Annotated in this window: 22 protein-coding genes; 17 read left to right on the top strand and 5 right to left on the bottom strand. The window is 41.4% G+C overall.

Features of this window, described 5'->3' with window-relative positions:
* Nucleotides 1–3 precede the first annotated feature (3 nt).
* Both KKB09_07895 and KKB09_07890 read left to right on the top strand, forming a co-directional pair.
* Nucleotides 4–480 carry a hypothetical protein gene (locus tag KKB09_07895; GenBank protein MBU4301109.1) on the top strand — a complete coding sequence of 159 codons (477 nt, stop codon included), beginning with the start codon at nucleotides 4–6 and terminating at the stop codon, nucleotides 478–480.
* A gap of 62 nt (nucleotides 481–542) precedes the next feature.
* Nucleotides 543–950, top strand: coding sequence for a DUF523 domain-containing protein (locus KKB09_07890; protein ID MBU4301108.1), 408 nt, complete (start codon nucleotides 543–545; stop codon nucleotides 948–950).
* 24 nt (nucleotides 951–974) lie between these two features.
* On the opposite strand, the gene KKB09_07885 is transcribed toward KKB09_07890, so the two are convergent.
* Both KKB09_07885 and KKB09_07880 read right to left on the bottom strand, forming a co-directional pair.
* A complete protein-coding gene (locus KKB09_07885; protein ID MBU4301107.1) occupies nucleotides 975–1808 on the bottom strand; it encodes a UbiA family prenyltransferase in 834 nt (277 codons plus the stop codon).
* A gap of 9 nt (nucleotides 1809–1817) precedes the next feature.
* Nucleotides 1818–1997: a hypothetical protein gene (locus KKB09_07880; GenBank protein MBU4301106.1), complete on the bottom strand. Its 180-nt coding sequence runs from the start codon at nucleotides 1995–1997 to the stop codon at nucleotides 1818–1820.
* A gap of 132 nt (nucleotides 1998–2129) precedes the next feature.
* Between KKB09_07880 and KKB09_07875 the strand changes: the two genes are divergently transcribed.
* The 8 genes from KKB09_07875 (at nucleotide 2130) to KKB09_07840 (ending at nucleotide 14305) form a co-directional block, all read left to right on the top strand.
* Nucleotides 2130–3242 carry a hypothetical protein gene (locus KKB09_07875; protein MBU4301105.1) on the top strand — a complete coding sequence of 371 codons (1113 nt, stop codon included), beginning with the start codon at nucleotides 2130–2132 and terminating at the stop codon, nucleotides 3240–3242.
* Nucleotides 3243–3551: 309 nt separating this feature from the next.
* Entirely contained in the window at nucleotides 3552–6761 is a 3210-nt protein-coding gene (locus KKB09_07870; protein ID MBU4301104.1) for an N-6 DNA methylase, read from the top strand.
* Nucleotides 6758–7615: a Bro-N domain-containing protein gene (locus tag KKB09_07865; protein MBU4301103.1), complete on the top strand. Its 858-nt coding sequence runs from the start codon at nucleotides 6758–6760 to the stop codon at nucleotides 7613–7615. The genes KKB09_07870 and KKB09_07865 overlap by 4 nt, the downstream gene beginning before the upstream one ends.
* 70 nt (nucleotides 7616–7685) lie before the next feature.
* Entirely contained in the window at nucleotides 7686–9230 is a 1545-nt protein-coding gene (locus KKB09_07860) for an ATP-binding protein (GenBank protein ID MBU4301102.1), read from the top strand.
* A gap of 40 nt (nucleotides 9231–9270) precedes the next feature.
* Nucleotides 9271–9861, top strand: coding sequence for a hypothetical protein (locus tag KKB09_07855; GenBank protein MBU4301101.1), 591 nt, complete (start codon nucleotides 9271–9273; stop codon nucleotides 9859–9861).
* A gap of 47 nt (nucleotides 9862–9908) precedes the next feature.
* On the top strand, nucleotides 9909–10466 hold the full coding sequence (locus KKB09_07850) for a hypothetical protein (protein MBU4301100.1): 558 nt from the start codon (nucleotides 9909–9911) through the stop codon (nucleotides 10464–10466).
* A gap of 82 nt (nucleotides 10467–10548) precedes the next feature.
* Nucleotides 10549–11871, top strand: coding sequence for a DNA repair exonuclease (locus KKB09_07845; GenBank protein MBU4301099.1), 1323 nt, complete (start codon nucleotides 10549–10551; stop codon nucleotides 11869–11871).
* 13 nt (nucleotides 11872–11884) lie between these two features.
* Nucleotides 11885–14305 carry an SMC family ATPase gene (locus KKB09_07840; protein MBU4301098.1) on the top strand — a complete coding sequence of 807 codons (2421 nt, stop codon included), beginning with the start codon at nucleotides 11885–11887 and terminating at the stop codon, nucleotides 14303–14305.
* A gap of 38 nt (nucleotides 14306–14343) precedes the next feature.
* Here KKB09_07840 and KKB09_07835 read toward each other — a convergent pair whose 3' ends face one another.
* Nucleotides 14344–15114, bottom strand: a complete 771-nt coding sequence (locus KKB09_07835; protein ID MBU4301097.1) for a DUF1749 domain-containing protein — start codon at nucleotides 15112–15114, stop codon at nucleotides 14344–14346.
* Nucleotides 15115–15279: 165 nt separating this feature from the next.
* Between KKB09_07835 and KKB09_07830 the strand changes: the two genes are divergently transcribed.
* From KKB09_07830 to KKB09_07820, 3 genes are all read left to right on the top strand, one after another.
* Nucleotides 15280–16143, top strand: a complete 864-nt coding sequence (locus KKB09_07830) for a class I SAM-dependent methyltransferase (GenBank protein MBU4301096.1) — start codon at nucleotides 15280–15282, stop codon at nucleotides 16141–16143.
* A gap of 111 nt (nucleotides 16144–16254) precedes the next feature.
* Nucleotides 16255–17106, top strand: coding sequence for a Bro-N domain-containing protein (locus KKB09_07825; GenBank protein ID MBU4301095.1), 852 nt, complete (start codon nucleotides 16255–16257; stop codon nucleotides 17104–17106).
* A gap of 67 nt (nucleotides 17107–17173) precedes the next feature.
* Nucleotides 17174–18358 (top strand): tRNA (guanine(10)-N(2))-dimethyltransferase, encoded by a 1185-nt coding sequence (locus tag KKB09_07820; GenBank protein MBU4301094.1) that lies wholly within the window; start codon nucleotides 17174–17176, stop codon nucleotides 18356–18358.
* 24 nt (nucleotides 18359–18382) lie between these two features.
* Here KKB09_07820 and KKB09_07815 read toward each other — a convergent pair whose 3' ends face one another.
* Nucleotides 18383–18619 carry a hypothetical protein gene (locus KKB09_07815; protein MBU4301093.1) on the bottom strand — a complete coding sequence of 79 codons (237 nt, stop codon included), beginning with the start codon at nucleotides 18617–18619 and terminating at the stop codon, nucleotides 18383–18385.
* A gap of 63 nt (nucleotides 18620–18682) precedes the next feature.
* Between KKB09_07815 and KKB09_07810 the strand changes: the two genes are divergently transcribed.
* The 4 genes from KKB09_07810 to KKB09_07795 all read left to right on the top strand — a co-directional run bounded on the left by KKB09_07810 (nucleotide 18683) and on the right by KKB09_07795 (nucleotide 22014).
* Nucleotides 18683–20467: a hypothetical protein gene (locus tag KKB09_07810; GenBank protein ID MBU4301092.1), complete on the top strand. Its 1785-nt coding sequence runs from the start codon at nucleotides 18683–18685 to the stop codon at nucleotides 20465–20467.
* Nucleotides 20467–20907, top strand: a complete 441-nt coding sequence (locus KKB09_07805) for an NUDIX domain-containing protein (GenBank protein MBU4301091.1) — start codon at nucleotides 20467–20469, stop codon at nucleotides 20905–20907. The genes KKB09_07810 and KKB09_07805 overlap by 1 nt, the downstream gene beginning before the upstream one ends.
* Nucleotides 20908–21049: 142 nt before the next feature.
* Nucleotides 21050–21574 carry a 50S ribosomal protein L16 gene (locus KKB09_07800; GenBank protein MBU4301090.1) on the top strand — a complete coding sequence of 175 codons (525 nt, stop codon included), beginning with the start codon at nucleotides 21050–21052 and terminating at the stop codon, nucleotides 21572–21574.
* A gap of 23 nt (nucleotides 21575–21597) precedes the next feature.
* Nucleotides 21598–22014: a 50S ribosomal protein L37ae gene (locus KKB09_07795; GenBank protein MBU4301089.1), complete on the top strand. Its 417-nt coding sequence runs from the start codon at nucleotides 21598–21600 to the stop codon at nucleotides 22012–22014.
* Nucleotides 22015–22158: 144 nt separating this feature from the next.
* On the opposite strand, the gene KKB09_07790 is transcribed toward KKB09_07795, so the two are convergent.
* Nucleotides 22159–22359, bottom strand: coding sequence for a PHP domain-containing protein (locus KKB09_07790; protein MBU4301088.1), 201 nt, complete (start codon nucleotides 22357–22359; stop codon nucleotides 22159–22161).
* Between the last annotated feature and the right edge of the window lie 3 nt (nucleotides 22360–22362).

Here is a 22362-nt window from a genome sequence, read left to right as displayed (position 1 = left end):
TTAATGGTGTTCGGTGCAATTTTTAAAAAGGAAACACAGAAGCCTGCCGAAAATACGGCTTCTGCGCCAAAATCAGCGCCCGGGGTGCAGAAAACCGCAGAAAAAATACCTCTGGATTCGCCTGATTTTGACAGCGATTTTGAAAATAGTTTTGATTCTCCTGAAAAGCTTCTTGCAGACGAGATTCTTGAACCGCCAAAAATTGCGCCGCAAGCGCAAGCATTGCCTCAAAAGGCTGCGCTAAAGTCCGCACAGCAGCAGGCAGTGCAAAAAATACCTGCATTTGTCAGCCTTGATAAGTATAAGGAAATCCGGCTTTCTTTGCGCGATATAAAGCTTGCATCCGCTGAAATGCGAAAGACTATGGAGAATCTGCGCCAGAACCGCGACGGAGGAACTGCGCTTCTTAACAGCACAATAGGCGGCCTTGAGCGTATGGAAGAGAATATTGACAAGGTACGAACAGTGCTGAGGACTTAAGAGCTACGCGACATTTAATATGCAGAGGAAGAATTTATTAATATTATTTCTAAATTACGCATATGAAATTATGTAGTGCATGTTTGCTTGGAATAAACTGCAAGTATGATGGTAAAAGCAGAGCCGATGAGCGTGTAATCAAACTATTGAAAACTGAAATTCTAATTCCAGTTTGTCCTGAGCAATTAGGCGGTTTGCCGACACCCCGAGAGCCGGCAGAACTTAGAGCGGAGAAAGTCATTACTTCATCGGGCAAAGATATCACGAATAGTTGTTTTGATGGCGCAAACGAGGTTTTAAAATTGGTGAAATTGCTCGGCATTAAAGAAGCAATTTTGAAACAGAGAAGTCCTTCTTGCGGTTCAGGACAGGTTAAAATGTTATCTGGCGAAATCGTTAGATGTGATGGGATTTTGGCATCTTTATTAAAGAAAAATGGAATAACTGTAATTTCTGAGGAGCGCGTATAGCAGATACCTTTTGTTTTTGCGCAGTTAAATCGTCCCTGCAATGAATGCCGCCAAAGCCACCCACATGCCGACTTTTTCAAGGCGCGCGTTATCACTTGCGTATTTCGCCGGGTCTGCCACAAGGCGATATGCGCAATATGCGAAAATACAGTCTGCGACAAAGATGACGTAGAGGTAGTTTTTGCTGAAAAGATTCATCTGCAGCGGCAATATGCTCAAAAATATAGATGCTATAAGTATAACTCCCGCAATAATGCCGGCAGTTTTATCGCCATAATACGTTGCAAGCGTGGTTTTCCTGAATTTATCGCCTTTAATATCTTCAATGTCTTTTGTTATTTCGCGTGCTAAAGTCACAAACCCCGAAAGAAGCGCAAGAATCCAGATGCTTTTTATTGAATTTGCGGCTAATCCGCCGAAAAGAAATACAGAGCCCGCAAGATATGCCACAATAAAGTTTCCAAAAGGCGTTGTTTCCTTAATCCTGCTGTATGTGTAAAGCATTGCTAAGTTTATTGCTGCAAGAATTAATGCGCTTGTATTTAGGCGGAATGCCGAAGCTATTCCAAAAAACGCAAGAATTATTCCAAGAGCCATCGCCTCGTTTTTTTGTATTCTTCCGGAAGGTATTGGCCTGTTTGGCTTGTTTATACAATCGCTTTCAATGTCGAAATAGTCGTTGAATATGTTTCCTGCTGCGCATAAAAGAATCACAGAAATAAACGTCAATAGCGCGGCTGCTGAAAAGAAATAATCCAAAGAAGCGCTTTCAATATAAAAAGCCGCAAGCGCAGATATTCCGGCAAAAAAACAGTTAACTATCCGGGTTATTTCAATGCCTGCTTTTAAGTTTGCCATAGGCATCAATTACATCGTTGATTTAATGTGTTTCCTTTTGAGCCTCAAGCCATCTGAGCCGCATTTTCGGCATTTTGCGCCGCTTTTTTCAACAGGCTTTCCAGATCTGAGGGTCGCGTTGCACCTCATGCAGACATAAACATTATCAAACATTCTTGCGTCAACCGCAGCGTCCTTTCTTTTTGCCATAATAACACCATAACTTACGCATATCATTATGGCGTTAGCTTTATTAATGTTCATTCGAGGCTATTTTTGGAAAAATAACAAAAGACTGAGGGGTTTTCTCGGATTTTAATTTCTTCAAATCCAAATGCGTGTATGCTTAACGCGCTTACTCAGACAGCGGACTTGCTTTCTATGCACACGTCTTCAAAACAGACTTTAGGAAGCCCTGATTTTACAGACAAGCAATACGTGTCAAAGCCTTTCAGCGCGTTAAATTTTAAGGAGATTGTATTGCCAAAAGAAAATTCTTCATGCAAACTGGCGTTTGTAGATGCCGGAAACTTTGAGCTTCTCGGCTCTTCGAATTTTTCAGTGCATTTGATTCGCGGATATTTTTCAATGTTTGGGCAAAACAAGCGGGTTGTTCCAAAAAATATTCCGCAGAAAATCGAGATGTTTTCAATAGCCATTGCAAAGGAAAGCCCGCAGGGAATCGCATACGAATGCTCGCTGATTCCGGTATCGCAAGATTTTGGGCGCTTTTTTCCATCCAAAAAACTCGTGTTCGACTCGTTTGACGAAACACTCTCGGCGCGAAAGAATTTTAGGGCAAATATTTCGGTAATCGGCGCCGCAATCAGGCGGTATCTGGAATGGTCAATCGCATCTGTTGTTATCGAACAAGAGCTTGATTCGGGCGATATTCTTCTGCGCGACGGAGCTCTTGAGGCGTCAGTTACCGGAGAGGGCGATTATTCAAAAAAAGCGTTTGATTCTGCAAATGCGAAAAAAGTGTCTTTGTGCGCGCTTGCTAAGACTTCCGCGCTTCTTACAACAACAGGGATTCCGCTTGTTTATGCAGTTGATTCAATTGCAGATTCATTGAAAATGAATGCTCCGTGGATTTATTATCCTCTTTGCGAAAACGCAAATCCGCTTCATCCAGCCGAGATTTTTGTCGCAAAGCTGCACAAGGATTCTGCAAGGGCTTTTCGCTTTGATATGGATAAAAGCGCGGCAGATAATGAAGAGCGCGTAATGTCCGCGCTTTCTGAAATATCCGGAAATTCGTGCGACGCGTCTTTTATCGGATACCCTTACGGTCTCATTGATGCCGATAGTATGTCGCGCATAAGCGTTAAAGAAGCGGGAAATTACCGCGCGATGCTGTCATCAGTACTTGAGAAAAAAGGCGCACTTGCATCGATTCAAAAGCTTTCAGGTGCAATTGACGCGCATGATGTTTTGAATGAGATTATTTTGTAATTGTTTTATCGGCAATGCTAATGGAATACTTATATGAGCCAAAACGAATAGTAAAATACTACTTGAGGGATTTATCTGCCGCAAACAAAATTCAAAAAAGAAATAACTGCGTTTCCTGACGGAAAAGAAACTGAATTTTACGAAGCCCTAAAAGACATTTATGATTCTCTTTCTCGGCAAATTAATAATAAGCTTGTTCTCGGACAGCTTATAAATGGCGATAAAACGCTTGAGCGGGCGGACACGGAACTAAATAAAGCGCCGGAAGATCTTACTGAGGAAATCATAATACGCCCTTTGTTTAAGTTTTTGGGATTTGCAATTGATGATTTGCACCGCAGGACTTCTTCAGAATCTGGCATAGATAGAAAAGAAGCGGATTACACTTTGCGTTTTGGAGCCGAAAAAATATTGGTTGAGGCGGAGCCGCTTAATAAAGATTTGAAAACACGAGGAAGCGGCATTGAGCAGGTTGGAAGCTGGCTTGAAAAAAGGTCATTTAGAGCCGATTACGGTCTTGCAACAAACGGGTTTCGATGGGTCTTATTGAAGTATGATTCCGAAGAATATAAGTTAAAGAAGCTACTAGATATCGATTTGCGCGGCTTTTTTCAGGAGCTTTTTTGGCAAAAGCATATTGCAGGCCTTAAAGACATTGCGCCAAAGTTTTATTGCGGCTTTAGCAGAGACACTATCTTGTTTATTGCAAAGGAAAAAATAAACTTTCTTGAAATGCATAAGGAAAAAATCACAAAGGAGTTTTACGAAGATTATATCCTGTATGTTTTCGGAGCAGAAAAAAGAAGCGATCGGCAAGTTCATTGCCTTCTTAATGAAATATCTTCCGCAGAGGATTCTTTAGACTCTGAGAAACGGCTTTTTTCAGTCAATCTGATGAGCCGCCTGATTTTTGTAAAATTCCTTGAGGATAAAGGGCTTGTGGAAAACAATCTCCTTGGCAAATTGTTCAAAGATTACGATGCTTTGAAACTGCCGTCGACATTTTATAAAGCATATCTTCAGGTGCTTTTTTATGATGTTTTCAATACCGCTTCTAATAAGAGAAAAACCAATGTACAGGCAATAGGGCTTTTCAGGAATATCCCATATCTTAACGGCGGATTATTTCGCGAATCGGTTTCCCGGGAAAAAGAATATGATGTTGAAAATGATATTCTGAGGGAAATTATAAAAAATCTGCTTGAAAAGTATTCGTTTACGCTCAACGGCGATGAGCAGGCGCTTAATCCGGACATACTGGGAAATGTATTTGAAAAAACAATAAATTACCTGACCGGCAATGCCGGAGAGAATAAGCGAAAAGACATCGGGGCGTATTATACGCCGGAAGAAATAACCGCATACATTTCAAAAAACACCATACAGCCGGTTATTCTTGAAAAAGTCAAAGCCATTTTAAAACAATTCGGATGGAGCGATGCGAATATAGCTCCTTACAATACGCTTGACGATTTTATCGAAGACATTGAATCCACAAACCCGAAAATCATAAGGGCTATATGTGATGAAATAGATAAACTTAAAGTATTAGATCCCGCATGCGGAAGCGGACATTTTTTGACATCTGCCATGAAAGAACTTGTTTTTACAAAGAAAAAACTGCTTGAGAGGCTCGAAAAAGAGGTGAGCTATTTTGCAATCAAAAAGCAAGTAATCAATAATAATTTGTACGGCGTAGATATTGAAGAAGCGGCTGTCGAGATAGCAAAGCTCAGATTGTGGCTGAGTATGATAGAAAATATTGACTTGCCGGATTTTGCGCACACTCAGACCCTCCCAAATATAGAATATAAAATAATCGGCGGAAACAGCCTTATAGGATGGGTTGACGAGCCGCTGAATCAAAACCTCGTGATTACGCCGTATGACGAGCGCATGAAAGGCGTTTTTGAGACTCTGAAATTCGCATATTCGAGAAACGAAAGCGATGTCGAGCGATTCAATATCCTGTCCGAAAGCGAAGAGCTTTTGTCAAAAAAGAGCGGAAATGCAGTAAATAATCTCAAAAAAGCGTATGCAGGTTTACAGTCTCTTTATGCAAAAGAAGAAGGCGAAGGCGCGGTGCGCCTCCGAGAAATTATCGCGGCAATAAGAAAATCAATATATTCTGTTGTGAGCCCTGCCTTTCAAAATTATATTTTCAGCATGTCGAATTCAAAGAAAAGCGGCAAAAACGGAAAAAATGCAAATGGGAACGGAGCCGGAAACGGAAACGGCGCGCCTCCAAAGCTCGCAAACCAATTTCACTGGAACATTGACTTTGGCGACATAATCGATGCAGGGGGATTTGATATCATTATCGGAAATCCGCCATATATAAGAAGCAGGAATCTTCCTAAAAAAGATAGAGATTTTTTCTCTAAAACATATAAATCCGCATTTAGGACGTTCGATATATATTTATTTTTTATAGAAAAATCTATTAAATTATTAAAAGAATATTGTTATTTCGGTCTTATCATTCCATACCCATTTTTAAATCAACCCTATGCAACAAAAATGAGAAAAATAATTTTGGATAGCTGTCATATTTCGGAAATAGTTGATTTATCAGAAGTAAAGATTTTTGAAGCCGCAGAGGTCAAAAGCACCATACTGATTTGCAGAAAAGGAAAAATGAATGGAGTGACATTTAAATCGTTAATAGTTAATAATGCCATTAGAAGACTGGAAAAAATAGACACCGACCAATTCTTTAAAAATCCTGACTATATGTACAGATTAGAGATAACGCAGGTAAGCAAACCAATAATTGACAAGATTGAAAGCAATTCTTTTTCATTTAAAAAAATCATGTGCATAAGCAAAGGAGTTGAAGTGTATGAAAGAAACAGTGGTAAGACAAAGGATGAGTTCATACGAACATCTAATGATGGTGACCTATGCAAAAAATATATTGAGGCAAAAGAGATAGGGCGATATGCGATTTATTGGAGTGGAAAATATCTGGATTATCAGCCAAAAAGACACTGTAGCGCAAAGTTCCCTGAATTATTTGAAAACCCGAAGATAATAATGAAACGAATTTTAGGAAAAGGCGGATTATCCGCAACTATTGATTCGGCATTCTTTTACGTTGAGAATACTTTAATCTGTTGTTTACTTAAAAATCAACTATCCAGCAAATTCACGTTTGAACCACACGAAATTGAGCTTTCAAAAAAATATGATTTACGATTTATTTTAGCCCTATTAAACTCAAAACTCATGAGCTATTATTTTAAGGTCAAATTAGGAGATAAACTGCAAATATATAATCGCGCGATAGAGGAACTTCCAATAACTAATAGAACTGACTCTAATAAGGAACTGATAACCCTTGTTGATAAAATGCTCGCGCTCCAGAAAAAATATCACGATGGGAAAGCTGCAGGTCACGAAAAAGAACAGCTGGAACAGCAGATTAAGCAGGTGGACTTCGAGATTGATGAACTAGTCTATAAGCTGTACGGAATAACTGAGGAGGAAAAGAAGGTTATTGAGGAGAGCTTGAAATGAATCCAGAAAATTCGCTTGCGGTTTTTCAAGACAAAAAAATCCGGAGAATATGGCATAACGAAATATGGTTTTTCTCTGTTGTGGATATTGTTGAAGTTTTGACAGACAGCACGGTACCGAAAAGGTATTGGTCGGACTTAAAAATAAAGCTGAATAGCGAAGGATTTGAACCGTACGATAAAATCGTACAGTTGAAATTGATGGCAGAAGACGGAAAACTAAGAGAGACAGATTGCGTTAATACGCAAAATGCTTTTCGATTGATTCAGTCAATTCCATCTCCAAAGGCCGAGCCGTTCAAGCTCTGGCTTGCGCAGGTTGGCTACGAGCGCGTGCAGGAAATCGAAAACCCTGAACTAGCCCAAAAGCGTATGAAAGAAATCTACAAAGCCAAAGGCTATTCAAAGGATTGGATAGAAAAAAGAGTTAGGGGCATCGCCATACGAGATGAACTTACTGACGAATGGAAAAAGAGAGGCGTGGTAGATGAGACCGATTTTGCAATACTTACAGCAGAAATTTCAAAAGCAACATTTGGCATGACGCCAAGCGAATACAAAAAATTCAAAGGATTAAAAAAAGAAAATCTGCGTGATCATATGAACGATTTGGAGCTTATATTTTCAATGCTGGGTGAAAGAGTTTCTACGGAAATTACAAAGAATGAAGATGCGCAAGGCTTTATAAAAGTTGAAGCAGCTGCCCAAAGAGGCGGGCGAGTGGCCGGCAATGCAAGAAAAGAGACAGAACGGGAATTAGGCAGGCCAATATTGTCGGGAGAAAATTATTTATCTGAGCCTGAGAAAGATAAGAGAAAACAAATCAAAGATGATCATAGTGGAATTTCAGAATGATCCGAATTTTAATCCCGTCGAATTCGAGGTAATTAAAAAAGTGGTTATTTTTATGTTAAATGAAATTGACATCGTCGGCCAAATCATCAGCGGACAGCATGGCGAAATTTTTGTCCGGGAAAAGAGCGGCAAAAAAATAGGCCTCGGCGACCTTCTGGTTGCAGAGAATGGCGATAATTCACTTACGATTCTGCAGGTCTATGACTTAAAGTATGGCAGCCAGATTCCGGCATCAACAATTGAGATGGCAAGCGGACTGAATCTTGAAGGTCTTGCGCACGAAAGCGCAGGATTTCTTGAGAATAACCTGCGCAATTATGTTCTTGCAAGCACAAAAGCGCTGATTACTGTAGATAACGGGGTGGCGCGGATTCCAAAGGCTCTTCCTGTTTTTTTCTCATCTATTCGTAATGTGGCGCCAAAAGACCTCGAATTCATGTTAAAAAAAGAGTGGCAAAAGCCCTTATTTTTGGGTTATGTCAGAAGCGCGAATAAAACCATTGAAATACCAGTTATTCTTGACGGCGAAAAAGCGTTGACTCATCATATGCTGATTCCGGCAACAACCGGCCGCGGGAAAAGCAATCTTGTGAAAGTGCTTTTATGGAATCTGCTTTCAAGCACGTACGCCGGCGTGCTTGTGTTGGATCCGCATGATGAGTATTACGGACGGAATTCATTTGGCTTAAAAGATCATCCAAAATCTCGCGAGAATCTCATTTCCTATTCTCCAAAGCCTGCTAGGGGCGCATGCAGCCTTCTAATTAATCTTTCGGTTGTAAAGCCGTGGCATTTTCGTGGAGTTCTCGAATTTACAGATGCGCAAAGGGATGCTCTTGAGATATTTCACCGCAAATACGGCGTCAGCTGGCTATCCGAAGTCATGCGCGCCGATGTCGCAGCATTCCAGAATGAGGGAATACATGAAGGCACGCTCGGCGTCATCAAGCGAAAACTCGGCGTTGTTCTGAATATCTATGCCGACGAATCAGGCGCAATGAAAAGCAGAAGCTCCATATTCTCGGCAACAGGCGGCGAATCCACAATAAAAGATATCGTTCGCCAGCTTGAGGAAGGAAAAAAAGTCATCCTTGATACATCAAGCATGTCGAATAATACTGAGATACTTATCGCAAGCATCATTGCAGCAGATGTTTTCGAAAGGTATAAGTACTACAAAAACGAAGGCGTACTTGACCAAAAGCCCCTGGTGTCAGTGATTCTTGAAGAAGCGCCGCGCGTCTTGGGAGCCGACGCAATGCACAGCGGAGGAAATATTTTTTCGACAATTGCGCGAGAGGGCAGAAAATTCCGAGTGGGCTTGATTGCAGTGACGCAGCTTTCAAGCATAATCCCGCGCGAGGTCCTGACAAACATGAACACAAAAATAATTCTTGGAAACGAGCTTTTGGCAGAGCGCAATGCGATAATAGAAAGCGCTGCGCAGGACTTAAGCACGGACTCGCGTTCTATCGCAAGCCTTGACACAGGAGAAGCGATAGTCTCAAGCGTTTTCACAAAATTCGCGATTCCGATAACGATTCCAAGATTCGAGGATTATGAAAAGGAAGTGAAAGAGAAAAAGAAAGAGGAGAAAACGGTTTTTATTGGGTGAATAGGTTTATTAGATAATTGATGTAATAATTCGTGATTTTATGGTGAGTAATGACTTAAAGGAGCAGTCAAATCAAAAATCTGATGAAAAATTAGATCGCATAGTGAAAGCTTTAGAGCGAATAGCCGATGCGCTTGAATCGGTAGAAGAGATACCGGGCGATGACATTTCTCTTGAAGAAGATAAACAATCAGAAATTCCTGAAGAAATAAAATCTGCAACACCCGAAAAACTTGCATCTGAGTTAATTGCATTTATACAAAAAGAGTTTTCAGATGAAGCGAATATGTCTATGTATAGGGCATCTGAATTTTTCTGGAGTCAAAAAAATATTAGAAAATATGAGATGCCTCCAGAAGTCAGACTTAAAATAGAAAAAGTCGAGATGTTGGCTGAAAAGCAATTAAATGCAGCTAGGGAAGTTAAAGATAAAGCGCAATTGGAGAAAGAGAAATTAGAATTACCATCCACTGTCACTTCTTGTGTGAATTGGGCACGGGAGCACAATTTGAAAAAAATAACTCTAGCCGATGTAGATGCATATTTACTTGATAAAAATATTGAACTTTTATATCAAATAAAAAGATCGCTTTATGCAATGGCGAATGTTGCGATAAAATCAAAGAATTAATCATGGCGCTTTAGCACTCATTTATTGCAGAGATAGGTGACATATGCATGGTGATGATACACAAAGAAAAGATGATTAGTAATTTCAATGGGACTATCATCGATATCGAAACAATTGGTAACTTTAATAAGAGTTATGAAGACTCAAGACGGTATGCGAATATAGTGCCGGTTATTTTTGGTTATATGAGTACAGAATCAATACAAATTCACTGCGCTAAAAACGTAGATTCTTTAGAAAAATTAAAGAAAATTATGGCCGATGAACTCAGTACATTACGCAAGCCTTTTTATGCGTTCAATTCTGATTTTGAAAGAAGCACATTTTTCCATAGTTTGAATAAACAAATTCTTTTTGAAGGAGAGCTTAACAAAGAAAAATTTGAGCCTAAGTGGAGAGTGGTGACGGAATTAAAAATACCACAATACAATGACCCTTTTAACGATGTAGGTTTAAAATGTTCTGAAGCTTGGCAAAATGGGAATCTAAAAGATGCCATTGCCCACAATCGAAGTTGCTTGCTCAAAGAAAGAGACATCCTTTTGAAAAGAGGTTTTAGAAGTCCCGACAATTTAAAATTAATAAAAACTGTTCCTTTTGCTTAGTCTGGGCGTTTGCGAAAGATTCTGTAAAGGCATTCTTCTTATAGTATGACTCATTATTAAAATTTCATAAGGATAATACCTTATGGTAAAATTCGCGCACATCGCAGACGTTCATTTGGGAGCATTTAGGGACCCGACACTGCGCGAATTAAACGTCTTAGCGTTTGAGAAAGCGATTGACCGAGCAATTGAATTGAAATCGGATTTCATACTTATTGCAGGCGATTTGTTTGAAATCGCGCTTCCCGACATGGCTGTTGTTGACCGGGCGGTGCGAAAAATGAAACAGCTAAAAGACGCAGGAATTCCGATTTATGTTGTCTACGGCTCGCACGACTACAGCGCAACAGAAACCTCGATTATTGATGTTCTTGGCAGCGCAGGGCTTATAAAAAAAGTCGTTAGCGCAAACATAACTGAAGGCGGAAAAATACGGCTTGACTTTTTTACAGATGAAAAAACCGGCGTCAAATTTTCCGGAATGTCTGCAAGAAAGCGCGGCGCAGAGAAATCATACTACGAGAATCTTGACTGTGAGCATCTTGAAAACAGCGAAAACGGCAACGTCAAAATATTTCTTTTTCACAGCACGCTGAATGAGATGAAGCCTGATTTTCTTGCGATGTCAGACGGAATTCCGCTGTCGAATTTCCCGAAAAATTTCAATTATTACGCAGGGGGGCATGTGCACAAGCGCATGGAGCGCGACTTTCCGGAATACGGAAAATTCGTCTTTACGGGCGCGCTTTTCGGGGGCGATTACCGCGATCTGGAAAATCATGCCACTTCGTGGCAAGCTTTTGAGGGCTCCGCAAATCCTCAAAATGCATCAAATGAAAAAGGCGGGTTTTATTTTGTTGAAATAGATTCGTCGAAAAAAGCAGTCGCGCGTTTTGAGCCAATTGAGGTCTGCAGGATTTTTTCTCTGATTTATGGTGCGGATGCAAAAACATCTCAATCCGCAGGCGATGAACTGAAGCAGATGATTGAGAAAAATGATTTTTCAGGAGGCGCGATGCCGTCTGTAGTTCTTCTCAAAATCCATGGCGAGCTTTCAAGCGGAAAGCCATCAGACATAAATTTCGGCGAGCTGAAAAGCATGATTTTGAAAAACGGCGCAAATGTGGCGTATCTTAGCCACAATTCGCTTTCTTCGCGCGAAACCCAGCAGCTGAAAATTAAGGGCGAAGACAAGCATGAAATAGAGGAAAAAGTTTTCGAGGAGTCTTTGGGCCTTTTTGAAAAAAAGGCGGCGCTGAAAAATCCTGCGCTGTCAAAAGATGATGGCAAGAAGCTCTCAGCAGCGCTTCTCGTTTTGCTTCGCGCAGAAAACGCAGGCGAGTCAAAATCGGATTATGAGGGCAAAATAAAGCGCAGCGCTTTTGCGGCAATCGGAATAAAATAATGGTGTTCGGCAAATGATAATAAAATCCCTCGAGCTCGAAAATATACGCAGCTACAAAAAAGAGAAAATAAATTTTCCCGAAGGCATCATTCTGTTTGAGGGCGACATAGGCAGCGGAAAGTCTACACTACTATATGCGATCGAATTCGCGCTTTTCGGCCTCGGCGACCTGAAATCAACATTTCTTTTGCGCAACGGCGAAAAGGAGGGCTCTGTAGCGCTTTCAATGGATATTGAAGGAAAAGATTTTTTGTTTCGCAGAACTCTTGAGCGAAAAAAAACAGGTGCGTCTCAAAAAGAATGCAGCATAATTTCGGGCGGCTCAAAAACCGAATTCAGCCCGGAGGAAATGAAGCGCGAGGTCCTCAAAATGCTGAAATTCAACGAGAACCCCTCGCCCAAAGCGACTTCATACATCTATAGGTATGCGGTTTTTACGCCGCAGGAATCAATGAAAGAGATACTTGAATTGCCTGAGGATGCGCGACTTGAAACATTACGCAGGGCATTCGGCATCGAAGAATACCGCATCGCGCGAAACAACGCGGCAATTGTTTCCAAGCAGATAAAAGAGCGCGAGACTTTTCTTGCAGGAAGCCTCGAGGATTTTGATGCGTTGAATTCGGAAAAATCAGAAAAATCCGCATTGTTCCAGAAAAAAAGCATTGAGCTTGAAGAGTTTTCAAAAAAAGAAAAATTATTTGTCGATTCATTGTCGGAACAGAGGAAAAAAATGGATGAATTTCGCGCGATAAAGGCTGTGTTTGACAAGATTTCCGGCGAACTGCCGCGGCTTAAGGATGCGCTTATTGACAAAAAAAAGAGCGCGTTAGAGCTTGAAAAATCATCTTCTGAAGCCGAATTGCAGATTCGCGGGAAAAAAGCCCGGATATCAGAGCTTGAATTGTGCAGGAAGCCGACAGAAAAAACAGATTTTGGTATCTCTGTAGAGCTGAAAAGCGTCCGCGATAAAATGACCGAAATATCCAAGGCAATCGGGGGGCTTGAAAAATCGATTTCAGAGGCACAGCTTTTCGAGAGTTCTTTGAAAAGCGCAGAGCAGGAAATTGAAAATCTCGACAAAAAAATCGCGTTGCTTGAAGTGAAGAAAAAGCCGACTGAGAAAACAGGGGATATAATTTCGCGTGAAATACAGATGCTTAGAAAACAGGCAGATGAATTGCGCGAAAAAACTGCTGTGATGAAAAAAGATGCAAAAACTTTTGAAACTCTCCTGCAAAACGAGATTTGCCCATTATGCGAGCATAAGATAGATCCCGCACATTTTCTTAAAAAATCCCGGGATGTTCAGGAAGAGCTTGAGAAGCTCGAAGTTATGCTTAGCGAGACTGCGGCAAAGGAATGTGATGTGTTGAAAACAAGGGAGCTCTTGATTGAATTTTCGCGTGCAAATGATGCATTTGAGAGCATGTCAAAAGAGCGGGACATGATTTCAAAAAATCTCGAAGCTGCAAAATCAAAGCTGGATGATATTATCTCCTTTAGGGAAACCTATTCAAGAAATGTCGAGATTCTGAAAAAGCTGTCTTTCCAAGAAGCCGAGCTCTCAAAAATATCGGAATCGCTGAAAAGTTACGCAATGAATCAGATGAAGATTCTTGAGGTGATGCGAGAAACAGAAACGCTTTCAAAGCGCGCAGAATCCGAGCGCAAAAAAGCAGCAGAACTTAATGAGGATATCTTGACGGTTTCTGCCGAGTACGAATCAAAGCAAAAGGAGTTTGAAAGTTCGAAAAAAATAGTGTCGGATATAGCGGCACTTGAAAAAGAAACAAACTTGCTGGAAGACGGCCGCAGCAATATCCTTCGCGCAATTAGCTCAGCCGGAGCAGAAATGCGTGTGCTTGAAGCAGACCTCAAGGCAGTGGATGAGAGACTTGCAAAAAAAGGAATCGAGAAAAAGGAAAAAGACAATCTTTGCGAAATTCGCACATGGCTTGACGAATATTTCTCGGGTGCGCTTGCAACAATTGAGCAGCATGTTCTTCGCAGCATAAACGAGGAGTTCAATTCGCTTTTCCAGAAATGGTTCGGCATATTGATGGTTGATACTGATTTGAGCGTTTCGATAAATGACGCATTCACGCCGTTAGTTGTGCAGAACGGTTATGAGCAGGATATACGCGCGCTTTCTGGCGGGGAGAAGACTTCGGTTGCGCTAGCTTACCGGCTCGCGCTAAATACCGTTGTCAAGCGAGTCTGCAGCTCCATGAGTTCATCGGGCCTGATAATACTTGATGAGCCAACTGACGGTTTCAGCAAGGAGCAATTGACTCACTTGCGCGATGTTTTTGCTGAACTCGCATGCAAGCAGATAATCCTTGTTTCGCATGAGCGCGAGCTTGAGGCGTTCAGCGACCGGGTTTTCAAGGTTGTGAAAGAGGGGAGCGTTTCGAAGGTTTTGGCTGGGTGATGATTATACTAGGGCTGGAGCAGAAGTTAAAAATCCAATTACTTATTGTGTGATTTGACCCAGTTCACTATTAGTGTTCCTAATTCGTTTTCATATCCTGAAAACCAGTGGTTTGCGTTTTGGAACAGTTTTGTGTCGCAATTTTTTACACTATTTTTTAGAATGTCAAGTTTTTTATCCGGCTCAGATTCATAATCGTCTTTGGAGCCGAATATTGCCAATACTGGACAGTTTGCATTCCTAATCTCCTTTAATTCTTCCGAATAATCAAATATGCTTCCATGCCGCGTTTTTGGGCTTGATACGTCCAGCCATCGTCTTGCAGGCATCAACGGATAGTATGCCATTTCTTCGGGAACAGGTTTATCGCACATGCCTTTTTTAACCATGTCTTCGGCAATTTTCAATGATGGTTTGTATTTATCCCCAAGCAATCTTTTGACGTATCCGATGTCATCAACAGGCGCCAAGAGCACCTCTCCAATAACTTTTTTATCGCCTGTTTCGTACTTATAAAATGCAACTTTCTGGCAACCGAGGCTGTGGCCTTCAAGAATTATTCTATCATATCCTCGTTTAGATGCGAAATCAATTGCTGCGGATACATCATAAATGCACTTTTCAAATTTTTCCAGACTTCCGCCGATTCGTAGATAGCCGCCTTTTTGTGCACCGCTTTTGAGTATGTCTGTGATAATACCGTTTCCTCGATTATTGAATGTCAAAAATGCAATATTGTTTGAAACCGATTCTTTGGCTATGTAATCCAAAAATTTGTTTTCATAGAAATTGCCTATCCATGCATGCACATGAATTAATATATTTTTGTTTTTGTTTCTGGCTCAAAAAGGAGTCCTTGAAGTTCTAAGCCGTCTTTGGTATCAAATCTGATTAACTCTCCCTTTAGTCCGTTCATAAATCTAACTGATGATAAACATTTAAATTCTTGGAATGTATTGTAATTAGGATATCTCATGGTCGAAAGTCTTGAAACAACGTCCGTTGTATGGAAGCAAATTGCGGAAATGTGGAACGTTTATTTTACTTCGCCAAGCCGCATTTCTACTGACGAAGTTGAGAAATATCGAGAATGGCTGAAACAATTAAACAATGAGTGCAAACCTCTGAAAGCGCTTGTATTAGGCGCGACGCCCGAGCTTCGGGATGCTCTGAATGAATTTGGCTATGAAACAACGATTATCGACATAAACCTTGAAATGATTTTAGCCATGAATTCTCTTCTGAAAATCAAGAATCCGAACGAGATTTTAGTGCGCGCCAATTGGCTCGAAAACCCATTGCAAAGCGGATATTTTGACGCCATAGTCGGAGATGCTATTCTGCCAAATGTTCCGTGGAACAAAAGAGACGCACTGCTATCGGAAGTAAAGCGGCTTCTAAAGCCAGACGGAATATTCATAACGCGCGCGTTTTGCGTTCCGCGGGAAAAGCCGTTTAAAAACACGGATGAATTGCTGAAGAAATTTTCCAAAAAAGAGCCAACATGTAAAAGCGCGCTTGAATTTGTTTTAGACGTTCAGATAATGTCCTATGATTCAAAAGACCATCTGGGAACGTTTTCAAAGCCTAAAGAAGTGATAGAAAAATACAGAACTGAAAAAGGCTTTGCTTTTGAAAGCGAAAACCTGAATATAATCCTTGATATTGTCTGGAATTTCTGGAGCAAGAAATTTATCGATAAGGTTTTCGTTTATGCATATGGTGATGAGGAAGAGAAAGAATATATGAAAACCTTTGAGATTGTCAAAACCTTTGAAGCAAAGGATAACGAATATTCAAAAATTACACCGATGTATCTTCTGAAATTGAAATCGTAATTTTGATTATATCGGCAACCTCCAGCGCCAAGCAATATAAACGCGCTTTTTCTTAGTTATTGTATGGACGCGCATGATCTGTTCGCTCGAGCTCTCAGCTTTTCAGTTGCTATGGCAGGACATTCTGCACCTGAAAATGCTTTGGTGGTGTTTCAGGGAAAGGCAATCAGACGGGTGTGGCACGATAACGAGTGGTTTTTCTCGGTTGTGGATATTATTCAAGCCCTTACGGACAGCGCAAATCCGAGAAACTATTGGAATATGCTTAAATCAAGAGAATCAGAACACGGAGTTGAACTGTACACAATTTGTGTACAGTTGAAATTGTTGGCGGAGGATGGCAAATTAAGAGAAACGGATTGCGTAAATACGCAAGGTGCGTTCAGAATCATTCAGTCAATTCCTTCTTTAAGAGCCGAACCATTCAAGCAATGGCTCGCAAAAGTCGGCTACGAGCGCGTGCAGGAAATAGAAAATCCTGAAATCGCAATGAAGCGTATGCGCGAAATATACGCGGCAAAAGGATATTCTGATGACTGGATAGAAAAAAGAGTGCGTGGAATCGCCATAAGAGACGAACTTACAAATGAATGGGGAAAACGCGGAGTTAAAGCAGACCGGGAATACGCTATTCTAACCGCAGAAATTTCAAAAGCTACTTTTGGGCTTACGCCAAGCGAATACAAGAAAGCCAAAGGCTTGGAGAATGAAAATTTACGCGATCATATGAACGACCTCGAACTCATATTTTCAATGCTTGGCGAGCGGCTTACAACAGAGGCAACGCGGAAAAAAGACGCGAGAGGATTTATTCAGAACCAAATTATTGCAAACGAAGGCGGTTCAGTTGCAGGAAGAGCCTTGAATGATGCGGAAAAAAGCCTAGGAATTAAAATAGTTTCTAATGAAAACTTTATTGAATTAAATTCTGCAAAGAAGCTTGAAAAGAAGTTGAAGCAATAGGTTTGGATATGGAGCAATAAGCTTGGATGTAATTTGGTTTTTTAATCTTCTTTTCTAAAGTCATTATATGGTTATTGAAAAAATTACTGAAGGCAAGGCGCGCATCCTTGCATACACCGGAAGAATCCAAGAGATATCAAAAAAGGCTGCGGTCTTCTACAATCCGAAGATGAAGCACAACCGAGATATTTCTGTTCTTGCGCTAACTGTGTTTCAGGAAGAGTTGTCGGCACGCGCACAATCACAAGGCGCGAAAAAAGAATCAATTAAATCTCAAAAAGGCGAAAATGGCATTGTTGTCGCAGATTGCCTTTCAGCGACAGGAGTGAGGGGAATAAGGTATGCGCTTGAAGTGCCGCAAATCTTTGAAGTTATATTTTCAGACCTGAACCCGGCTGCAATAAAACTGATAAAAAAGAATGTTGCGGAAAACAAAATAAAAAACGCAACAATAGAAGAAGAAGATGCGGTAATAACTCTTGCGCGCCGCAAAAGCAAAATCGATTTCATTGACATAGACCCTTTTGGCACGCCGATTCAGTTTCTTGATTCTTCAGCGCGCGCCATATCGCTTCACGGAATGCTTGCGATAACTGCAACCGACACAGCCCCGCTTTCAGGGACATATCCGCGCGCAGCATACCGCAAATACGGCGCAAAATCAATGCGCTGCGACATGCAGCATGAGCTCGGGATAAGGATATTGATTGCAAATATTGTCCGCGATTGCGCAAAATATGATAAGGGATTCACGCCGGTTCTTTCTTTTTCAGAACTGCATTATTTCCGTGTTTTCGGAAGGGTGAAAAGGTCAAAGTCCGCAGCAGATATAAGTATGCGAAGCATCGGATACTTTATATTCTGCAAAAAATGCGGCAGGCGCGAATTCATGCCCGATAATTGCCGAAAAGAGTGCGCGGATTGCGGCGAAAAAACCAATTATGCAGGGCCGCTCTGGAATGGCAGGATTTTTGATTCTGATTTCTGCGCGAAAGTTTTTGAGAAATCAAAGCCTATGAACGATGCTCAGCTTCTGAAACTGTTGGGTGTAATCCGTGAGGAATCTCTGATTGACGCGCCGTGGTACGAACTCGGGACTTTGGCGTCTATTTTTCGCGTGAATCCGCCACGCATTGACGCCTTTATAGAAAAGCTTCGCAAAGCAGGGTTTCGCGCGTCAAGAACGCATTTTTCGCCTACGGGAGTGAGGACGGACGCGAATCTTCTTGAGATTAGATCCCGTTTACGTTGAATTCTTTAATTATTGCTTGCATACTTAGTATCTGTGAGATTTTCCAGCTTCATCAATATATACGCCCGGCTTTTTGATTCTCTCAAATAATTCCGGTGTAATTGCGCCGTCAAATATTTTTTCGTCGGCGAGCGCAGGATATTGCCTCTTTATTTCTTGAAAAAGCCCTTCCCGTGTACTAGGTGGATTTGGAGAAACTTCGATTATGTTTGTTATTGCCAAGCCCAGCTTTTCTTCTAAGTTCGAAGTACTAAGTGCCATAATCTTAAGCGTTTTTGAATATTTAAAAACCCATTTTTAAGTTTTTCATTTCAATAATCATCCATGGAGCGCCAGGAAGACATTGATGATTTCTCATCGCGCGAGTATGTGCATCTGGAGCCCCCGGAATGGCTCAAACCCGGCGTCAATATGAAAGAGCTTCCAAATAAATTCAAGATTTATTCAAAATCGCTGAATGAATGGCTGTTTTTTGAAAGAACGCCCACAAAAATCACTTATTTTCAGGTTCCGCGCGAAATGCTCAAAAAATTCCCGCCGAATTCAGGCACTTACGAGGTTGCAGACGCGCAGAATCCGGTTGCGGTGATAGTGCCATCACAGAACAACACAATACAATCGCATGCAGTCGGCATGGGTGCAGGAATTTCAGGCCCGTGTATGACCCCGCGGGGAGTAGAACTGGTTATTGCAAATACGGTCTACAACCCTAATATCCGCTGGATAATCCTTGCAGGAAATGATTCGGGCCATATGGCAGGAGACATTATAAAATCGCTTGTCCTTCACGGAATTGACGATGATCGCCGCGTAAAAAACACAATCTGCCCGACATTTCCGTATCTGAAGAACCTCCCTGGTGAAGTTATCGAGCGCTTCCGCAGTCAGATTGAGGTGATAGACCTCCTGAAATGTTCAGACATCGAAGTCATAGGATTTGTGATACGGATATGCCTGCAGGAATGCGAAAATGCATTTTTCATGAGTGTCAAGGGCAGGAAATACCATATCTATGACAAAGGCGCCGCAGCAAAAGAGCCCTTGCTGCATGATTTCTCGCTTTTCAAGATGGGCGCAATTTTTGACAGCTACGGATCGTTTTCCGGAACTTCTATAAATGCCATGACTGTTTCCGATGCTTTTTCAAACATTCAGGGCCACATAATGCAGTTCGGCAGCTGGGGGAAACAGGAAAGCACAAGAATGGCGCTTGACTGCGCGAATGTTTCGATAACATTAAATGATGTTGAGAATGGGCGCATCCCAAAAGATTACCGCCCGCAATCCTGGATAGAAAACGATGAAGGTGCGCGCGATTATCTTGAAAAATACTCGCGATGGGTGTATCTGTTTCCGATTGCTGATGTTAAGTACGATCCTAAAACCGGGAAAACCGTGCCAAAGCTTATTGAAAACATAGAATATTCTTATGGGACGCGGCTTACCGCTTATGGTTTTGAGTCATGCAAGGACAAGTATGAGCTTCAGTGCATAAAGGAGCTTACTGACGTCATGCAGAAAAAGTTCGCAGAAAAAGTTCCGGCGTTTGAAGATGTTCTTGGTTTTTATGACAGTTTGTCTGCGGTTCAGGCAAAGACTTTCAACTCGTTTTATCGGCTTGCAAAAGGATGCGCAACCGTAGTTGCTGATGGCATAGGCAACTCGAACAGGCTTTATGTGACTCTTCAGGTTCCGCAGATTGACCTTGCAAAAGACTCGCCTTACGACATGCACAATCCCTGTTTTTGCTATTATCAGCCAAACGCGCGTTATATCCGGTATGGCACTGTTGAGAACGATGGGCGAAAGATGAAAACTTTTCTTTCGTCAAACTCAAGCGAATCTGATGAAAGGCGCTTTTCCGAAGTAAAAGAAGGATGGTTTTTGTTTCCGCTTTTTGCAATGAGGGCGCATGATGTTATGGCGTTCCCAAGTAATGTTGCAGGAGGCCTGGCGCTATCCGAGTTCATAGCTTGGTATGCGACAAAAAAAACAGGAAAGAAAGTCGAAATCGGGCAATACACCCAGTTTGCAAGCGCGCTCCATATTGTTGATTATGCTATTGACAAAAAGATTATTGATAAATTAAACAGCAGGAGGAGTGGATAATGGCTGAGCAGCAGTTTCCGGAGCCGATCGTAGGCGCGCTTATTTTCAATACTATCGGCAAGCTGTTTTTGATGAAATCCCACAAATGGGGCGGAAACTACGTTATTCCGGGCGGGCATATAGAACTTGGCGAGAGCGCGGTTAATGCCCTGAAGCGTGAAATAAAGGAAGAAACCGGTCTTGATATATTCGACATCGAATTTATCGGCATCCAGGAATTTATATTCGATCCAGCATTCTGGAAAAAGAGGCATTTTGTGTTTATGGATTATGCATGCAAAACAGATTCACGCGATGTAACGCTAAATTCAGAAGGACAGGAATTCGGCTGGGTTTCGCTTGACGAATTTGAAAGATTGCCTGTTGAGCCGTATACGTTGTGTGCCATCCAGAATTTTAAGGCAATGCGGCAAAATACACAGTTGTTAAAAAAAGGATAGATTTATAAGCCTTTCTTCGTTATATTAGTTACGCATTAGGGATAGGATTGATGATTTTGAGGACGAAGTCCTCAAATCATGCCTTGCGGCAAGCTTTTCGAGACAAGCTCGAAAAAGCTTCGAACTAAGTGAGATGATTTTTATGGCATTGCGAAGAGCACGAATATACCGGGAATTTAAAAGGCCTTACACGCGCACGGCAGTAAAGGTTCATAGAAAAGCATACATCAAAGGAGTTCCTGGTTCAAAGCTTCATACTTTTGAGATGGGAAATGCTGCAATGAAAGGCAAATTTGAGAAAAAAATTTATATCATTTCCTGCGAAAACGCGCAAGTAAGGCACAATTCTTTGGAATCCGGCCGCATTTCCGCAAACTCGCTTCTTAGAAAAAAGCTTGACGATAAAAATTTTTTCATGAAAGTTCTTGTTTATCCGCATCAGGTTTTAAGAGAGCATGCGCAGGCAGCTATTGCTCAAGCAGACCGATTCTATCAGGGAATGGCGCATGCTTTTGGAAAGCCTTCAGGTTCTGCTGCAAGAATCAGAAAATCTCACAGGATAATGGTTATTGAAGTGAATGCAAGTGGCATTGAAACAGCAAAACAAGCAGGAAAAAGAGTCTGCGACAAGATGCCGATGCGATGCAGGGTTGAGATTGCAAAATAGATAGAGATGGAATGGTTATTTTCATGCACACAAAAAAAGTAGGCACAACCGGACGATTCGGAAACAAATACGGAAGCAGAGTAAGGCATATGGTTGCGAAAATTGAGGCAACTTCTCGCGCCCAGCACACCTGTCCGCAGTGTCTAAGATTAACGCTTAACAGAATGTCCGCAGGAATCTGGAAATGCAAGAAGTGCAAGGTCACTATTGCCGGCGGAGCATACCAGCCAACAACTACTGCAACGAAAATAATGAAAGGCGAGGTTGAAGCATTTGTGCGAGAAGCCGTATCGGTTGTTGAATTAGTTTCCGCTGTTGAGGAAAAACAAGCAGTTAAAGAGGAAGGAAAATCGGTAAAAAAGAAAGCGGCAAAATCCAAAAAAGCAAAAACAGAAACGACAGAATCAGAGGAAATAGAATCAAAAGCCGTTGAGGAGTAGGTTCATTATGACAATGTATGTATGCTATAATTGCAGAAGCACAATCGAAGTGGAGAAAGTCGTAGGCGACATTTTCTGCAAGAATTGTTCGTGCAAGATTTTATTTAAGCATAATCCCGAGATTATGAAGAAGATCAGTTGCGATTAATTTCTATTAGTATTTTTTAAATCTTTTTTTAAGTTAGCGATGTGCGCAGCTTCTTTATTTCCAGAAATTGTGTTGTGATCAGTGAGCGCGAATCCGTCAAGCCCAACTGATTTCGCACAAAGAATAATTTCTTCGATTGTGCCGAAAGCTTCGCCGGAATGGCAGGAATGAAGATGTAAGTCGAGTTTTAATCGCATAAT

Source organism: Nanoarchaeota archaeon, from assembly GCA_018897155.1.
In the GTDB taxonomy this organism is placed as follows: domain Archaea; phylum EX4484-52; class EX4484-52; order EX4484-52; family LFW-46; genus LFW-46.
The sequence above is the reverse complement of the archived record's forward strand: the minus strand, read 5'-3'. Positions and strand labels throughout refer to the sequence as shown.

Coding starts and splice junctions, on each gene's coding strand:
- KKB09_07895 (MBU4301109.1), top strand. CDS start 4: ATGGTGTTCGGTGCAATTTTTAAAAAGGAAACACAGAAGCCTGCCGAA.
- KKB09_07890 (MBU4301108.1), top strand. CDS start 543: ATGAAATTATGTAGTGCATGTTTGCTTGGAATAAACTGCAAGTATGAT.
- KKB09_07885 (MBU4301107.1), bottom strand. CDS start 1,808: ATGGCAAACTTAAAAGCAGGCATTGAAATAACCCGGATAGTTAACTGT.
- KKB09_07880 (MBU4301106.1), bottom strand. CDS start 1,997: ATGGCAAAAAGAAAGGACGCTGCGGTTGACGCAAGAATGTTTGATAAT.
- KKB09_07875 (MBU4301105.1), top strand. CDS start 2,130: ATGCTTAACGCGCTTACTCAGACAGCGGACTTGCTTTCTATGCACACG.
- KKB09_07865 (MBU4301103.1), top strand. CDS start 6,758: ATGAATCCAGAAAATTCGCTTGCGGTTTTTCAAGACAAAAAAATCCGG.
- KKB09_07855 (MBU4301101.1), top strand. CDS start 9,271: ATGGTGAGTAATGACTTAAAGGAGCAGTCAAATCAAAAATCTGATGAA.
- KKB09_07850 (MBU4301100.1), top strand. CDS start 9,909: ATGGTGATGATACACAAAGAAAAGATGATTAGTAATTTCAATGGGACT.
- KKB09_07845 (MBU4301099.1), top strand. CDS start 10,549: ATGGTAAAATTCGCGCACATCGCAGACGTTCATTTGGGAGCATTTAGG.
- KKB09_07840 (MBU4301098.1), top strand. CDS start 11,885: ATGATAATAAAATCCCTCGAGCTCGAAAATATACGCAGCTACAAAAAA.
- KKB09_07830 (MBU4301096.1), top strand. CDS start 15,280: ATGGTCGAAAGTCTTGAAACAACGTCCGTTGTATGGAAGCAAATTGCG.
- KKB09_07825 (MBU4301095.1), top strand. CDS start 16,255: ATGGCAGGACATTCTGCACCTGAAAATGCTTTGGTGGTGTTTCAGGGA.
- KKB09_07820 (MBU4301094.1), top strand. CDS start 17,174: ATGGTTATTGAAAAAATTACTGAAGGCAAGGCGCGCATCCTTGCATAC.
- KKB09_07815 (MBU4301093.1), bottom strand. CDS start 18,619: ATGGCACTTAGTACTTCGAACTTAGAAGAAAAGCTGGGCTTGGCAATA.
- KKB09_07810 (MBU4301092.1), top strand. CDS start 18,683: ATGGAGCGCCAGGAAGACATTGATGATTTCTCATCGCGCGAGTATGTG.
- KKB09_07805 (MBU4301091.1), top strand. CDS start 20,467: ATGGCTGAGCAGCAGTTTCCGGAGCCGATCGTAGGCGCGCTTATTTTC.
- KKB09_07800 (MBU4301090.1), top strand. CDS start 21,050: ATGGCATTGCGAAGAGCACGAATATACCGGGAATTTAAAAGGCCTTAC.
- KKB09_07795 (MBU4301089.1), top strand. CDS start 21,598: ATGCACACAAAAAAAGTAGGCACAACCGGACGATTCGGAAACAAATAC.
- KKB09_07790 (MBU4301088.1), bottom strand. CDS start 22,359: ATGCGATTAAAACTCGACTTACATCTTCATTCCTGCCATTCCGGCGAA.